Source organism: Ruegeria sp. AB8 (genome assembly GCF_056542605.1).
Genome location: NZ_JBQGAB010000011.1, coordinates 80,029 through 95,270, shown reverse-complemented (window position 1 = coordinate 95,270; position 15,242 = coordinate 80,029). Strand labels below are relative to the sequence as shown.

The 15,242-nt window shown below is 56.4% G+C and carries 14 protein-coding genes; 10 read left to right on the top strand and 4 right to left on the bottom strand.

Features of this window, described 5'->3' with window-relative positions:
* Positions 1-37: 37 nt before the first annotated feature.
* The 4 genes from ACR0CG_RS13065 to ACR0CG_RS13050 form a co-directional block, all read right to left on the bottom strand.
* Positions 38-1,105 carry a hypothetical protein gene (locus ACR0CG_RS13065; RefSeq protein WP_480525410.1) on the bottom strand — a complete coding sequence of 356 codons (1,068 nt, stop codon included), beginning with the start codon at positions 1,103-1,105 and terminating at the stop codon, positions 38-40.
* A gap of 4 nt (positions 1,106-1,109) precedes the next feature.
* A complete protein-coding gene (locus ACR0CG_RS13060) occupies positions 1,110-1,421 on the bottom strand; it encodes a MocE family 2Fe-2S type ferredoxin (RefSeq protein ID WP_480525409.1) in 312 nt (103 codons plus the stop codon).
* On the bottom strand, positions 1,421-2,581 hold the full coding sequence (locus ACR0CG_RS13055) for a fatty acid desaturase family protein (protein ID WP_480525408.1): 1,161 nt from the start codon (positions 2,579-2,581) through the stop codon (positions 1,421-1,423). Before ACR0CG_RS13055 ends, ACR0CG_RS13060 begins: the two co-directional genes overlap by 1 nt.
* Positions 2,582-2,659: 78 nt before the next feature.
* The gene (locus tag ACR0CG_RS13050; protein WP_480525407.1) at positions 2,660-3,688 is read right to left on the bottom strand and encodes a LacI family DNA-binding transcriptional regulator; all 1,029 of its coding nucleotides are present in this window, start codon (positions 3,686-3,688) and stop codon (positions 2,660-2,662) included.
* Between the two features lie 175 nt (positions 3,689-3,863).
* On the opposite strand from ACR0CG_RS13050, the gene ACR0CG_RS13045 reads away from it, so the two are divergent.
* The 10 genes from ACR0CG_RS13045 (at position 3,864) to ACR0CG_RS13000 (ending at position 15,234) form a co-directional block, all read left to right on the top strand.
* A complete protein-coding gene (locus tag ACR0CG_RS13045) occupies positions 3,864-4,592 on the top strand; it encodes an SDR family NAD(P)-dependent oxidoreductase (RefSeq protein ID WP_480525405.1) in 729 nt (242 codons plus the stop codon).
* A gap of 12 nt (positions 4,593-4,604) precedes the next feature.
* Positions 4,605-5,759, top strand: a complete 1,155-nt coding sequence (locus tag ACR0CG_RS13040; protein ID WP_480525404.1) for a Gfo/Idh/MocA family protein — start codon at positions 4,605-4,607, stop codon at positions 5,757-5,759.
* Between the two features lie 10 nt (positions 5,760-5,769).
* The gene (locus ACR0CG_RS13035) at positions 5,770-6,684 is read left to right on the top strand and encodes a sugar phosphate isomerase/epimerase family protein (protein ID WP_480525402.1); all 915 of its coding nucleotides are present in this window, start codon (positions 5,770-5,772) and stop codon (positions 6,682-6,684) included.
* A gap of 45 nt (positions 6,685-6,729) precedes the next feature.
* Positions 6,730-7,767 carry an ABC transporter substrate-binding protein gene (locus ACR0CG_RS13030; protein WP_170806450.1) on the top strand — a complete coding sequence of 346 codons (1,038 nt, stop codon included), beginning with the start codon at positions 6,730-6,732 and terminating at the stop codon, positions 7,765-7,767.
* Positions 7,768-7,842: 75 nt separating this feature from the next.
* Positions 7,843-9,327, top strand: a complete 1,485-nt coding sequence (locus ACR0CG_RS13025; RefSeq protein WP_480525400.1) for a sugar ABC transporter ATP-binding protein — start codon at positions 7,843-7,845, stop codon at positions 9,325-9,327.
* Positions 9,324-10,265: an ABC transporter permease gene (locus ACR0CG_RS13020; RefSeq protein WP_480525398.1), complete on the top strand. Its 942-nt coding sequence runs from the start codon at positions 9,324-9,326 to the stop codon at positions 10,263-10,265. Before ACR0CG_RS13025 ends, ACR0CG_RS13020 begins: the two co-directional genes overlap by 4 nt.
* Entirely contained in the window at positions 10,262-11,269 is a 1,008-nt protein-coding gene (locus tag ACR0CG_RS13015; protein ID WP_480525397.1) for an ABC transporter permease, read from the top strand. Before ACR0CG_RS13020 ends, ACR0CG_RS13015 begins: the two co-directional genes overlap by 4 nt.
* Positions 11,270-11,281: 12 nt before the next feature.
* Positions 11,282-12,358 carry a Gfo/Idh/MocA family protein gene (locus ACR0CG_RS13010; protein ID WP_480525395.1) on the top strand — a complete coding sequence of 359 codons (1,077 nt, stop codon included), beginning with the start codon at positions 11,282-11,284 and terminating at the stop codon, positions 12,356-12,358.
* The gene (locus tag ACR0CG_RS13005) at positions 12,355-13,470 is read left to right on the top strand and encodes a Gfo/Idh/MocA family protein (RefSeq protein WP_480525394.1); all 1,116 of its coding nucleotides are present in this window, start codon (positions 12,355-12,357) and stop codon (positions 13,468-13,470) included. The genes ACR0CG_RS13010 and ACR0CG_RS13005 overlap by 4 nt, the downstream gene beginning before the upstream one ends.
* 231 nt (positions 13,471-13,701) lie before the next feature.
* The gene (locus tag ACR0CG_RS13000; protein ID WP_480525392.1) at positions 13,702-15,234 is read left to right on the top strand and encodes a phospholipase D family protein; all 1,533 of its coding nucleotides are present in this window, start codon (positions 13,702-13,704) and stop codon (positions 15,232-15,234) included.
* Positions 15,235-15,242: the final 8 nt, after the last annotated feature.

The following is a 15,242-nucleotide window of genomic DNA, read 5'->3' as shown; positions in this document are numbered from 1 at the left end:
CGGGCATCAACAGTGTGGATGCGCAGCTTCCATCCACTCAAATGCGGAGTGCTTGCAGGTCAAACGGCAAAAGGACCTCCTCGTTCTTCGTATTTCGGATCAGGAGTTGATCTTTCCCGGTCTCAATGGCGCTCACCCCACCCCCATCACGCCAACGAAACGCGCCGACGACATGACTAATCTCAACTTGGCCATCGGGAACCAGTTGAATGACTCCACGACCATTGGGAAAACTGTTTTCATCAGTGCCCAGAACGGTCGACGCGGCCCCTTCCTCGACCCCAAGGCAGGCGAAGTGCCTGCCCGACCACGGAGCATAGTAACGACCTCCGTTGGAATGCCACAACATTGTCATCGGCAAAGCCTGTGCCGATTTGAGTGACAGGAAAACGTCACCCTCCACCGGGCGAATAACCGCAGTCCACCCCAGTTTCACTTCAGGGGGTTCCAGCCCAACGACAAAATCTTCGCTTTTCGAAGACCATGGATAGTGTGACAGGTCCAATTCGTCTCCCATACCAGGGAAAGACGTCAAAGTATCACTTTCAGCCGGGTATTTTAGCGCTGAATGGCCCAATGACGGATCAACTTCCAGCGGGGTCTGAGGTGTTCTCCAACACTGCTTTCGAGAGGTTTGAATGATCCCGCCATTTGGCAAAGATACGTTCGCGTGATTGGCTACCGGCACCAACCCATCGCCACCAATGAACGTATGACGCTGATAGACAAATGGATGCCCCGGGCGCAGTGTGATCTCTTTCTGCAGCCTTGCCCCATAGACCGTTATTTCGAGCTCGGCTCGTAAGTAGTTTTCGGTCTTTTCCTTCAATACCCAGCGTGAATTGGGCGGCCATCCATGCAGCGGCGACGCGCCCTCGGTTGCCCCGAAAGGCGCGCAGAAAAAATCACCACCGAGCTTTTCCAGATGAGACGCAATACCCTCGGGCATGGCTTCGCCCGTTCCGACCCAAGGTGCGCGATGCAGCGGCGAGATCTCGGTACCGCCGTCATTTACGCAAAAGCTCTCGATCAACCCCAACTGCAAATCGAAGGAAAGCCGGATACCAGTAGCGGACAGGTTGATCACAATTGATACCTCACCCAAACCATCATTCCACCAGAACCATCACACGACCATGTTCCACTTTGGTTTCGTGGGTGCGAAGGTCTTCACATGCAGGCGCTCGTAGAGCTTTGCCCGAGCGGTAGTCGAATAGCCCGTTGTGCTTGGGGCACTCGATCTCATAATCCATCACCAGGCCGTCCGATAAGTGCACATGTTCGTGTGTACAGAGACCATCAGTGCAGTAGAACTCATTATCCTGACTACGGAAAATTGCGTATGTACGGCCCTCGTGATCCCAACGAATGACGTCCTCTTCGTCAACATCGTCTACGGCGCAAGCGTCGAACCAAGGCATTACACTCCCTCCCGGTCGCCGCTTACAGTTTCCGTTTTTCGCTCGGGAACAGCCATGTGCAAATGCTCTCGATAAGGTCGCGCCGTCGTTGGAAGTGTTTTTCGAATTGCATAGTTCGGATCAATGCGTTGCTTCATGACGGAACCCATCATTTCTTTGTAGCCATCCCAAATTGAAGTGTTCGGCGGCGGCAGGTCATCCTTGATCAACTCATGAAGCGCTGGAAGTGAGTAATATGGCACCATCGGGAACATATGATGCTCGATGTGGTAATTCATGTTCCAGTAAACCCAACGGCTGATCGGGTTCATGTAGAGCGTTCGGGAATTCAACCTGTGATCAAGAACGTTCTCGGCCAATCCTCCATGCTGAAGCAGCCCCGTCATTACAAAATGCCAGCATCCATAGACCCGGGGGCCGCCGATCAGGAGTATCGGGATCAGGGACTTCCAAGCTGCCCCAGAGACAAACAATACCAATGAAACCAATAAAACAGCGGCGTAGATTGCGACGTGAACCCGTGCCCAGAATACTGCTTTCGACCACTGGCTTTCCGGAATGTAGTCCCGCTCTTCCTGCGACAGGTTCCCCATGGCATTTCGCATCAGAACTTCGAGCGAAGTCCAGGTCTCAACAATCCCTACAAATGCAAGCGTCTTAAGGATCAGGTTGATCGGATGCATCCACGCAATTTCCGGATCGCGGCCAACAATAAGTGTATCGGTGTGATGCCGCGCGTGGCTCCAGCGCCAATTGACCGGGTTTCGCATGATCTGGAAGGACGCGATGTGGTACACGACATCGTTCATCCAGCGGGTTCGAAACGCTGTTCCGTGACCACATTCGTGCCAACGACTGTCGCAAGCAGAACCGTACACAACCCCGTAAGCAAACCAGAAAGGCACGCAAAGCCAACTGCCCCAAAAGTAAAGCCCGCCAGCCGCAAACACAAAATGCAAGGCGATCCAGATCACTGTGTCACGAATGGCAGGCGCATCCCGACGCTTCATTAGAGACTTCAGCTTCTTTCGGGGAACCTCGCTATGATACCACTCGGCGGCCGACAGACCGGCCTCTATCGCCTGGCGCGTACTCGTACCGGTCAGGGAATAGTCCCGAACAGCGAAATCCGAGCCAGTGGATGCGGTCGACTTACTCATATCCCCTCTCTTCATCGCTCATGGCAGTTCTTACGCAGCTTCCTTGACCATAGCAAAGTCGCCTCGAATTTTGGCCTGTCAACTGGGCGGCGCAGTGCTCGCCCGCGTGACAAGTTCCACGGAAACTGCCGTTTTTGTCGGAGGGTTCCGGCTTGTATTCGCCAACTGGCCCAGCAACACCTCGGCTGCACGGCGTCCCAGTTGATGCCGGTCTTGTCGGATTGTTGTCAGCGCGGGAACGTAAGAACCTGACATTTCGATATCGTCAAAACCGACAACCGAAATGTCTTCGGGCACCTTCAGCCCGCCTGCGACCAGCCCAGAGATCAACCCAAAGGCAACCATGTCCGCCGCGCAGAATACAGCCGTTGGGCGGTCATCCATCGCGAGTATTCTTCTGGCGGCCTCATGTCCGGATTCCAGCGAGAAATCGCCCCTGATGATCCACTCCGGCTGCGCTGGAAGCCCCAGCCGCGTCCGTTCTTCGACCATGCCCTCACGCCGGGCCGTTGTCAGAACATTCCCGTCGGGGCCGGTCACATGCGCGATTTTCTTGTGGCCCAAATCATGCAGATGCCTGATCGCCAATCGCGCACCTTCGGCGTTATCACTGGAAATCACCGGAAAGGACGCGCCCTCGACCCATTCACACAAAAAGACAATGCGGTCACCCGCCCCGTACCTGACGCATTGCTGCAACGCGGCCGACGATATCCCGCCGTCCAACGAAATTGCACCGTCGATCCGGCCGTCCCGAAAGTACCCGGCAAGAGTTTCATCCTTCAATGGGTTGCTTTCTGTATCTGCAATCAGAACTGCATAGTCCGATCCGGCAAACCCCTCGCTGATACCAGCCAAGATGCCCGAGTAGAAAGGCTTGCCTAGATTGGGGACCAGGATCAGTACAGCACCGGCCCTTTGCATGCGCAGGTTTCTGGCGGCCTGGTTGACCCGGTAGCCTGTCTCATGAATGGCTTCCTGTACTGCCAAACGCGTTGCTTCCGACACCAGACCAGGATTGGACAAAACACGACTGACCGTGGCCGTAGACACCATCGCGGAACGGGCAACATCCTGTATCGTGGCGGGTTTGGGCTTCTTGTTCATGACCAGTCAGAAAATTTCCAGCTTGACTCGAATCTATTGTGATGCCGATTATGTAATCGATTACAGTTTTTGAAAAGCAGGTTTTTTCGAAAATGTAATCGATTGCAGAGGAAACTCGCGGATTGAGGGAAGTGATGACATCCGAATTCAAAAGCAGCGGAATCCGGGCTCTTTGATGACTTCGAAGACCTCCTTCGACTTTACTGGGGCAAAGGTCCTGGTGATTGGCGCCAGCCGGGGCGGTATTGGCGCAGCTGTTGCCAGAGCATTTCAGGACGCGGGCGCCGAAGTGGAAATTACCGGCGTGGAACCGGATTGCATCGAAGAGGACGCAACCCGGTTTGGCTACAGTCAACTGGATGTAACCAACACGGTCGAAGTCTACAAATTCGCTGGAGCACGGAACCATATTGATGTGCTGATCAATTGTGCCGCGATCACACGACGCGGCGAGGAGATGGAGCCCGACTTCTTCTCACACGTGCTGGACGTCAATCTGACCGGGTCGTTTCGTTGCGCCGAGGCGTTGCACCCTGCCCTTTCGGCCGCAAAAGGACGCGTCATCAATGTGGCCTCGATGTATGCGCGATTTGGTTCACCGCAAAACCCGGCCTACGGCGCCTCGAAAGCCGGTGTGGAACAACTGACAAAATCGCTGGCAATCGCCTGGGCCAAGGACGGTATTCGGGTGAATGCAATCGCACCCGGGTTCATCGTGACCGAACAATCGGCCCGGGCGAGGGAAGATGCAAATTTCACAAAAGCGGTCGAAGCCCGCACACCGTTGGCGCGCTGGGGTCAACCGGAAGATATCGCAGGATCAGCCATGTTTCTTGCATCAGATGCCTCGGCTTTTGTGACGGGTACATGCCTGACCGTGGACGGAGGGTATTCGGTTGTTTGACAGGAGCACACGATGAGTGACTTCGCAAAAATTGGCGCGGCAGTGATCGGGACCGGATTCATTGGAACGGTGCACGTTCAGGCCCTTCGGCGTCTGGGCGTGGACGTAAGAGGCGTTCTTGGATCATCGCCAGAGCGCGGCCGGGATCGGGCCCAAGCGATGAGCGTGACGCACGCCTACACATCTCTGGACGACCTGCTGGCGGATGAAAGCGTCGATGTGGTGCACGTAACGACCCCGAACCACGCACATTATCCGCAGGTGAAGTCGATTCTGGCGGCAGGCAAACACGTCATCTGTGAAAAGCCCCTTGCCATGACGTCCGCCGAAAGCGCTGAAATGGTGGACCTGGCCGATGCGTCAGGAAAGGTAGCGGCGGTTTGTTACAACATCCGGTTTTACCCGCTGAACCAGCAGGCTCATGGCATGGTTCAAACAGGCGATCTTGGTGATATTCGTTTCATAACAGGGCATTACCACCAGGACTGGCTGGCAAAATCAGATGACTGGAACTGGCGGCTGGAAAGCGAAATGGGCGGAGCGCTGCGTTCAGTCGGTGACATTGGAACGCACTGGGTTGATCTGACTAGTTTCGTCACCGGGTTGACAGCTGCTTCTGTCTTTGCAGAGCTGACAACCTTCATTCCGGAACGCCAGAAACCTCTCGGCTCGGTCGAGACGTTTTCCAGCGGAACCGGTGAAACCGAAACTGTGCCTATCGATACCGACGACGCGGCGATGATCCTAATCCGTTATGAAAACGGAGCACGGGGCTTGATGAGCACATCTCAGGTGAACATGGGTCGAAAGAACTCATTGCAATGGGATATCGCCGGGGCGAAGGCCAGTGCCGCCTGGGACAGTGAAACCCCTGACCATCTGTTCATTGGGCACCGCGACGCGCCGAACCAGACCCTGATGCGCGACTTTACATTGATGAACGGCCCCGGGGTTGCCGCCGCCACATTGCCACCCGGACATGTCGAGGGCTTCGCGGATTCCTTCTTCAACTTTTTTCGGGCCGTCTATGCCGATGTCATCGCAGGCGGGCGTCAGAAAGGCAGCACATGGGCCACATTCGAGGACGGCCATTACGAGATGCGGTTCTGCGATGCTGTCGTGAAATCGGCGAAAGAAAGCCGCTGGGTGGATTTGAGCGAGATTTGAGGGCGATGACATGAAACTGGGCTTACTGACTGCACCATTCGAAGACTCTCAACTGGCCGATGTGGCGGCCTGGGCCGGTGCCAATGGGTTTTCAGCGATGGAGGTCGCCTGCTGGCCTGCATCAGGCGGCGAGCAACGGCGCTATGCGGGAACCAGCCACATCAACGTGGACGGCCTTTCTGCAGATCAGGGAAATGAGATTATCGCGGAACTTGGCGGTCATGGGGTCGAGATTTCCGGTCTGGGATACTACCCCAACCCACTCCATGCCGATGCGGATCATCGGGCAGAAGTTATCGGGCACCTCATGAAGGTCATCACCGCTGCTGGGGTGATGGGCATCAACGTCGTCAACACATTCGTGGGCGGTGTCCGGACGCTGAACCTCGACGCGAACTGGGAACGCGCGACGGAAATTTTCGATCCGATCGTCAAGCACGCACAAAACTCTGGCGTGCGCCTGTGTTTTGAGAACTGCCCGATGATCTTCAGCTATGACGAATGGCCCGGGGGTCACAACATCGCCTATTCGCCCAAGATTTGGCGACGGATATTCGAGCAGTGGGGCGATGCGGTTGGCATGAATTTCGACCCTTCGCATCTAATTTGGCAATTCATCGATCAGACGCGCTTTATCAAGGAGTTCGGCCCTCACATGGCCCATGTCCACGCCAAGGATGTGATGGTTGATCAGGACGGGCTGTATGAGAACGGGGTGATGTCAACCGGCATGGGGTGGCAAGTCCCCCGGCTTTGCGGGCTGGGTGACGTGGACTGGTCTGGCTTCTTTTCCGGACTTTACCGCGTCGGATACGACGGTCCCATCATCATCGAGCATGAAGACAGGCTGTTCGAAGGCACGGACGAAAAGGTCAAGCGGGGGTTCCTGCTGGCCCGGGATGTCCTGTCGCCATTCATCAAATGAAACAACATCAAACGTGAACCGATTGAAAACTGGGAGGAAAACGAAATGAAAAACCTACTATACGGAGTTGCTGCGATAGCAGTATCTGCTTCTCTTGCAACTGTGGCGATAGCGGACGGGCACAAGCAATACACAATCGGCGTGTCCAACACCGTTCAAGGTAACGGTTGGCGCGAACAGATGATCTGCGCCATGCGCGCGCAGGCTTTGGTTGAAGCCGATGTCACAAACCTGATCGTTGCGCATCGCAACACGGATTCTGCCGGGCAACTGGAAGACATCAACAACCTGATCGAAGCAGGTGTCGACGCGATTGTTCTGAACCCATCCAATCCCGACGCCTTGAACTCGGCGCTAGAAAAGGCGATGGCGCAAGACATCGTCGTTGTGGCCGTGGATGCAGGCGTTTCGGCCGAAGGCGCGTACATTCTGTCGAACAATCAGGAAGAATACGCCTACCTTGGTGCCAAGTGGCTGTTCGAGCAGCTCGGCGGGAAAGGTGACGTCGTTTACATGCGCGGTATCGCCGGGGTTTCGGCGGATACGGACCGCGACAACGGCTTTAAGCGCGCACTGGCTGAACATCCCGAGATCAACGTGGTGCACGAGGTTTTCACCGGATGGCAGCAGGACCAGGGCAAGCAACAGATCTTTGATTTCCTTGCCACAGGCATCCCGTTTGACGGTGTCTGGACCAGCGGCATCGACAATGTAATCGTCGACGCGTTCACGGAATCCGGTGCGCCTTTGGTACCCATCGTTGGAGCGGACAATGCGGGCTTTGTTCAATACCTGACCGAGGTTGAGGGATTGAATGGCGCAGCGGTGACAAACCCCGGCTCGGTTGGCGGCGCGGGCATCGCTTTGGCCGTCGACATCCTGAACGGTGAGGCCCCTGACAGTAACACTGTCCTTGTCGACCCCGTGCTTTGGGAAAACGCAACAGATGCTGGCCGCGAAACGATCAAGGCCGCTCAGAATCCTAATCTGGATCCTGAATGGCCCGTTTCCGTGACGGTTCCCGGATGGACTGACTACACGATGGAACAGATCATCGACTGCAAGGGACCCGGCGAAGGCTGATCCCAATTGACTGGCCTTCCGCCCCCGGCGGGGCGGAGGGCACACACAGAGCATCTCCAGCATTCAAGGAACTCCATGAGCCGCACAGCACTACTCGACGCGTCTGACGTGGCCAAAAGTTTTGGCGCCGTACATGCCCTGACCAAAGCCCAGCTTACGGTCGCCGAAGGCGAGATTGTTGCCTTGATGGGGGCAAATGGTGCCGGGAAGTCGACTTTTGTCAAAATCATAACGGGTGCCCTGAAACCTGATGCTGGCCAGGTGCTGATCCGGGGGAAACCGGCGCATGTCGGAAACCCGGCCGAGGCGCGCCGTTCCGGTCTGGTGCCTGTTTACCAGGAACCGTCACTTATTCCTGATCTCGACGTGTCCGACAATCTCAGGCTGACCGACACACCGGTCGATCAGTTCCGTGACTGGGTTTCGGAACTTGGGATCAATGACCTGAAGTTGTCAGCGATGATTGGCGACCTGCCGCTCGCCACGCTTCGCATTCTCGATCTGGCCCGCGCATTGGCAGTTGAACCTGACGTTCTCCTGCTGGACGAAATGACCGCTGCGCTGCCCACAGATTTGGTTGAACGTGTTCTGAAAACCGTTCGACGCAAGGCAAATGACGGGATGGGGGTGATCTATGTTTCCCACCGCTTCACCGAGATTTCTGAACTATGCGATCGGGCGACGGTGTTGCGGGATGGCATGTCTGTCGGGGATCTGGACATTGAACCCGGCGTCGAAGAACGCGTTGTCGAGTTGATGCTGGGTCAAAAGATAGACATCGGACAGCGCCAGATACTTAAAGCAAACGGACCACAAACACAGACACCCCGATTGCACGTTCAGTCGCTTGCGTTCGAGCCCAGTTTCTCGGACGTCTCGTTCGACTTGTACCCCGGCGAAGTACTGGGGGTAGTCGCGCTTGAAGGTCAGGGACAGGATGAGCTTTTCGAGGTGCTCGCGGGTTTTGACCGACCAACGTCAGGGTCAATGGAAGTGGACGGAAAGCCTGTTCATTTCGCCCACCCCGCCGACGCCATTGCGGCCGGGCTGACCTTCGTGCCGGGCGACCGTTCTGATGCTTTGATGGCGCAAAGGTCCGTCAGGGAAAACATTGCGCTACCATTCTCGGCACGTCTTAGAAACTGGGGGCCGATAAAACTCCGTCACGAGCGGGACCGGGTCGCTTATGCGGTCGAAAAGCTGCAGATCGACACACGCGCGCAGGGCGAAGTGCAACGACTTTCAGGTGGCAACCAGCAGAAAGTCACCATTGGTCGCTGGCTGGCGACCGGTGTCGAAACCTTGCTTTTGTTCGACCCGACCCGTGGCATTGATGTCCGCACGAAACGCCAGATTTATCCACTGGTTCGCGAGTTGGCCGATCAGGGCGCGGCGGTTTTGTTCTACACATCCGAGTTGGAAGAAATCCCGCTTGCCTGCGATCGTGCGGTCGTAATCTTCAACGGGCGGGTGGTTGACGTGATTGACGCTGCCAACGCCGATGAACAAACACTGATGCGCGCGGCTTATGGCCTGACCGAAGCGGAGGGCGCAGCGTGAGCGGGACCATCCGAAAACACTCCTGGGTCATGGGGCTCGTTTTACTTCTTGTGGTTCTTCTGACCATCACAAAGGTGATACAACCCACTTTCGGCGCGTCCGGGCTTGAGAGTATCGCCCGTGCCGCCCTGCCCTTTGCTTTTGCAACCGCCGGTATGGCCATCGTCGTGATCGTCGGCGGCATCGATTTGTCCGTCGCATCGATGATGGCGGTATGCGCCGTGACGGCTGCCGTTTTGATGGAACGCATGGCCGGTGTGCCCGCCCTGCTAATAGTTCTGGGTGTCGGGCTTTTGATGGGGCTGATCAACGGGCTACTGATTGTTGTGACGCGCGTACCCGACATCGTCGTTACACTCGCAATGCTTTTTGTTTGGGAAGGCGTTGCGTTGCTGATCCTTGAAACACCCGGTGGCGCGACGGCGGACTGGCTGGAACAAGCGATCCGAGGGCATTTTCTGTTCGACGGGCTGCCAAAGGCGCTTGTCGTCATCGCTGTCGGCATCGCGGTGGTCTGGCTGCCGATCCGGCGCTCTAAACTTGGGCTGTCGATCTATGCAACTGGGTCGGACGAACTGGCTGCCTTCCGTTCAGGCGTTGCGGTCGGAAGAACGAAAGTTATCGCCTACGCCCTATGCGGTCTGTTTTGCGCCATGGGCGGATTAAGCCTGGCCGCCCTGACCGGAATAGGAGAGCCGGTGCCAGGTCCGTATCTTATGGCCTCTGTCGCGGCGGTGGTTCTTGGCGGTGTCGTTCTGGGTGGTGGCAAAGGCGGCCTTCTTGGCCCGATCATCGCCGTTTTCATTCTGCGGATCATCCGAACGATCCTGACTTTGCTGGCCGTCGATCCAAACGTGACAACAATTATCGAAGGAACAATCATGGTCCTTGTTGTCATGCTGGGCACTGCGGCGTCACTAAGGGGGGCCCGCCGATGAGCATGGACACCACTGACCTGCCAATGGTCCGCTTTGGGCGGTATCTTCGTGACAACCCGATCATACCGCTGTTGGTTTTCCTGTTCCTGATGATCGCTGTGCTCGAGGTCTTGCGGCCGGGTATCGTCACCCCGTTTCGGGCCGGTCGGGACGGGCTGATTTCGACCTTTTGGGTCGGCAACCTGATCAAGTTCGCAATTCCGCTGGCGATGCTTGCCGCTTGTCAGGTACTGACGATGCTGACGGCAGGAATTGACCTGTCGGTCGGAGTGGTCGCTACTGTGTCAGCCTTCGTCTGCGCGACACTCAGCGCAATATGGGGCGTAACGCCTGCAGTCCTGATTGCTTTGTCCGCAGGCCTTATTGTTGGCGTTGTAAATGGCATCGGGGTTGGACTGGTGCGTGTCCATCCTTTGATCATGACGCTTGGAACGGGATTGATCGCCACCGGATGCCTGCAGGTCTACCAACGCCTCGTCATCAATGCGGGCACCGAGATTCCCGCTTTCCTTTCATGGCTCGGGACCGGTCGAACCGCAGGAATGCCGAACGGACTTTTTGTATTCGTTCCGTTCGCGCTCTTTATCCTGTGGCTGATGCGCTATACCGGGTTTGGCCGGTTGCTGTTTGCACTTGGCTCCAACGAACAGGCCGCCAAATTATCCGGTGTACGGGCCTGGCAGGTCTATCTGGCGCTCTACGTGCTATCCAGCTTTATCGCCGCACTGGCTGGTTTGCTCTATCTCGGCATGATCCGTCAAACCTCACTGAGCCTTGCAAATCCGTTGTTGTTGCCATCGGTCGCCGCGGCGGTGATCGGCGGCACATCAATCTTTGGGGGGCGTGGCAGCTTCGCGGGTGCAATTGTGGGCGCACTTATTCTGCGTGTGCTGGATACCATGCTAACATTGATGCAGATGCCGGAAGGCGCACGCACGGCCCTGTTTGGGCTGATCATCCTCGCGGTTACTGCGCTCTACGTCAGGATCACCGGCACACGCTAAAGGAGGTTCCCAATGGCAAAATTCCGGATCGTCGGCGTCAGTTTCGATCACATGCATATGGGTGATTTGCTTCGGATGGTGCACGAGCATCCTGACGCCGAAATCGCCGCGATCTTCGATCCGGATCAGGACAAAATGCAGGCGGCAGTGAAGGCATTCGATATTCCGGAAGATCGGGTATTTACGGAATTCGACGCATGTATGACGGCGGGTCCTTACGATATGGCCATTCTTTGCGTGGCGACAGCGCAACATGCGGACTACGCGGAACGGCTGGCTCTTCATGACATGCATGTTTTTGTCGAAAAACCCTTTGCCGCATCTGTTGACGATGCCCGCCGGATGATGACGGCGATGAGCGAAACCGGAAATCAGCTGGTCATCAACTGGCCCTTGCGATGGGTCGAAAGCCACGTGACGGCCAAGCGGTTGATCGACGAAGGCATGATCGGTGACCTGCGTGAGGTCCATTTCTATGACGGAAATCGCGGACCGTTGTACCACTTGGCCGATAAGGTCGAAGTAACCCCCGAGGAAGTCGAGCGTCAAAAGCCGGACTCCTGGTGGTACAAACGGTCATCCGGTGGCGGTTCGCTGCTTGATTACCTGGGATACGGCGCGACGCTTGGAACCTGGTTCATGGGCGGCCGTGCACCGATCGAGGTCACATGCACCGTTGACGAAACACCAGGTATCGAGGTCGATCAGCATGCAATTGCCGTGTGCCGTTACGAAACCGGGCTGTCAAAGATGGAAACGCGCTGGGGTACGTTCACCGATCCTTGGACAACGCAGCCGCAACCCACTTGCGGGTTTGTTTTTGTCGGCACCGACGGCACCATTTCGTCGCCCGACTATGCCAGCCACATAACGGTTCAGACCCGCGCAAAACCCGAACGGCACGAGATACCGGTGACCCCGTTGGCTGCTGGCGAACGAAACGCCATCGAATACGTCCTTGGCTGCCTGTCCAATGGAACCCGGGTCGAAGGGCCGCTTGATCCGGCCCTGTGTCTGACAGCACAGCGGATCGTCGATACCGCGCTCCGTTCAGCCCGCGAAAAACAAACTCTCAGGTTGCTGTCATGAGCGAGGACAGTGCTAAAACCGACCAGTATGCCTTAAAGTCAGCCCAGTTGCCCGAAGTCCCTGCCCCGGACCTGCCGTATTCTCCACCGGCGCCTCAAAAATACAGGCCCAGGATCGGAATAATTGGTACGGGCGGAATTTCCGTAAGCCATCTGGATGCCTACCGAACGGCCGGCTGGGACATTGCCGCAATCTGGAACCGGACGCGCGCGAAAGCCGAAGAAAAGGCCGCCGAATACTGCCCGTCGGCGCGCATCGAAGATGATTGGCAGGCGCTTCTTTCCGACAATGAAATCGACGTTGTCGACGTCACGCTTCATCCGGAACACCGCGTGCCAATCCTCAAGGCTGCTTTGCAGGCGGGCAAACACGTGCTCAGCCAGAAGCCGTTTGTTACCGACCTCGATCTTGGCAATGACCTTGTGAAGCTGGCAGATGATCAGGGTGTGAAACTCGCGGTAAACCAAAATGGCCGCTGGGCTCCGCACCTGTCCTGGATGCGCGAGGCGGTTTCAGTTGGATTGATCGGCGACGTTCTGTCTGCACATGTTTCAATTCACTGGGATCACGGCTGGACCGCAGGTACGCCGTTTGACGAAATGGAGCACCTGATCCTTTACGATTTTGGTGTGCATTGGTTCGATTTTCTTGCGTCTCTTGTTGGCGACAGGGCAGAAAGCGTCTTTGCAACCGCGACACCGGCACGTGGCCAGGCCAACAAGGTCCCTTTGATGTCACAGTCGCTGGTGCGTTTGGACCAAGGCCAGGCAAGCCTGATTTTTGACGGGGGCGTTCCTTTTGGCCCGCGTGACACAACATATGTGGCTGGCACAACCGGAAGCCTTACATCAAGGGGACCGGATCTTTCGTCGCAATCTGTGACGATTGAGACAGCACAGGGCATCGCGCGCCCAGCGCTCAAGGGACAATGGTTCAACGACGGGTTTCGCGGAACCATGGGCGAGCTTCTTTGTGCGATAGAAGAGGACCGAGAGCCCTCGGTATCCGCAAAGAACAACCTAAAGTCATTGGCCATCGTTTTTGCGGCAATTGCCTCGTCCAAACAAAACCGAGAAATCGAGATCGGAAGCATCAGAACAGTCGACGCCTAGACGGGTGTTTGCAGGCAAAACCGGTACGAATTCAGGCTTTGCCACCATACTTCGACCTATCTCGCCCCCCCATCCAACCCGCAAATAGGTGGCTTTTAATGGTCGCCATACTGCGATCCCTACCACACACCGCCCGGGGACAGATGCGAAACAACCAGACGCTGCAAAGAAGAAACTTGCATTCGCGCCCTGATGCGTAGTCACTTGGTAACGGATGGTTGGAGGAAGACTATGAAACCATGGGCTATCGTGGTTTGTGTCGTTTGCGCGTTGGGCCTTGTCGCTTGCTCTCCCCGAGTTCGTACATATGAAAAGACGGTATCAAGTGCTGTTCCTGCAAGCTCGGGCAGCAATCTTGCGCAGACCGTCAACCGCCTCGGAGACCCAAAAGACGGTCGTTCGGGTGTAAAGCTGATCAGCGACGGCGAAGAAGCTCTGGTCTCAAGGCTATTGATGGCCGCAGCGGCAGAGCAAACGATCAACGCCCAATACTATCTTTTGCACAACGATCCGACCGGGCATCTCTTTGCGGCCAGTCTTTTACAAGCGGCAGATCGGGGGGTGCGTGTCCGGTTGCTGTTGGATGACATGGATACATCCGGCTACGACGCGATGACCGCTGCGCTTGATTACCACGAAAACATCGAAATCCGGCTGTTTAACCCCTTTTGGCGCGATCAAAGCCTGCTGGTTGCGGGGCTGACTGATTTCAAACGCATCAATCGACGAATGCACAACAAGTCCATGACGGCGGACAACGTGTTCACGATTGTCGGTGGGCGAAACATCGGTGCCGAGTACTTTCTGGCCCGTAAAGAAATGAACTATGCCGATCTGGACGTTCTGGCCGCAGGTCCTGTTGTAAAAGAGGTCTCCAAAAGCTTTGACGCATACTGGAACAGCGAATTTGCCGTCCCTGCCCGCGTGGTTGTCGGTGAACCGGAGGCCTTCAGCCTGAGCGATGCGCGAGGCAGGCTCAACGCGCTGGTGGAAGAGGCGAAGCAAACGCAATACGGTGCCGCCCTACGACGATCCGCCGAAGAGAATTTTGCAGACGGCGCGCTGTCACTGGATTGGCTTCCTGCCCGATTGTATGCGGACCCGCCGTCCAAGGCCGCGGGCCTGGAAAACTCGGATCCAATTCTCGCATCCCAACTTCTGCCCTACTTCGAAAATGCCAAAAGCGAAGTAAACATCATCTCGGCCTATTTTGTACCCCGCAACAATGGCGTGAGGTGGATGACCGAACTGGAAAACCGCGGAGTCGAGGTCAAAGTTGTCACCAACTCATTGGCCTCGAACGACGTCGCACCGGTCTACGCCCACTATGCCAAGAAACGTCGGGCAATGCTGCGCGGCGGGGTCGACCTGTATGAACTGAGGCCCGATGCCTACCAAGTCCAACGTCGCGGCATCAATTGGGCGCAATCCCGATCCGGCCTCCATTCCAAGGCTTTCGCGGTGGATGACCGATATCTGTTCGTCGGGTCGTTCAACTGGGACCCGCGTTCGGTCCACATCAATACCGAAATGGGGATTCTGATGGATTCGCCCGCTTTGGCCAGTCAAACCATGGCTGCCCTGGACCAAGCGCTGCCAGCCTACACCTATCACGTGACATTGGAGCGTGCAGGCCAACTTAAGTGGCGGACCCGGAACGAGGATGGCACGATCCTGGAATATGACTCCGAGCCGACAGGTACGGCATGGGATCACATCGTCGCCGGCTTTTTGAGCATCTTACCAATTGGTTCACAGCTTTAGGGTTGATG

Excerpts from the sequence above, each read along its gene's own strand:
- ACR0CG_RS13055 (WP_480525408.1), bottom strand. The coding sequence starts at position 2,581 with ATGAGTAAGTCGACCGCATCCACTGGCTCGGATTTCGCTGTTCGGGAC.
- ACR0CG_RS13015 (WP_480525397.1), top strand. The coding sequence starts at position 10,262 with ATGAGCATGGACACCACTGACCTGCCAATGGTCCGCTTTGGGCGGTAT.
- ACR0CG_RS13005 (WP_480525394.1), top strand. The coding sequence starts at position 12,355 with ATGAGCGAGGACAGTGCTAAAACCGACCAGTATGCCTTAAAGTCAGCC.
- ACR0CG_RS13035 (WP_480525402.1), top strand. The coding sequence starts at position 5,770 with ATGAAACTGGGCTTACTGACTGCACCATTCGAAGACTCTCAACTGGCC.
- ACR0CG_RS13040 (WP_480525404.1), top strand. The coding sequence starts at position 4,605 with ATGAGTGACTTCGCAAAAATTGGCGCGGCAGTGATCGGGACCGGATTC.
- ACR0CG_RS13060 (WP_480525409.1), bottom strand. The coding sequence starts at position 1,421 with ATGCCTTGGTTCGACGCTTGCGCCGTAGACGATGTTGACGAAGAGGAC.
- ACR0CG_RS13030 (WP_170806450.1), top strand. The coding sequence starts at position 6,730 with ATGAAAAACCTACTATACGGAGTTGCTGCGATAGCAGTATCTGCTTCT.
- ACR0CG_RS13010 (WP_480525395.1), top strand. The coding sequence starts at position 11,282 with ATGGCAAAATTCCGGATCGTCGGCGTCAGTTTCGATCACATGCATATG.
- ACR0CG_RS13000 (WP_480525392.1), top strand. The coding sequence starts at position 13,702 with ATGAAACCATGGGCTATCGTGGTTTGTGTCGTTTGCGCGTTGGGCCTT.
- ACR0CG_RS13050 (WP_480525407.1), bottom strand. The coding sequence starts at position 3,688 with ATGAACAAGAAGCCCAAACCCGCCACGATACAGGATGTTGCCCGTTCC.
- ACR0CG_RS13025 (WP_480525400.1), top strand. The coding sequence starts at position 7,843 with ATGAGCCGCACAGCACTACTCGACGCGTCTGACGTGGCCAAAAGTTTT.
- ACR0CG_RS13045 (WP_480525405.1), top strand. The coding sequence starts at position 3,864 with ATGACTTCGAAGACCTCCTTCGACTTTACTGGGGCAAAGGTCCTGGTG.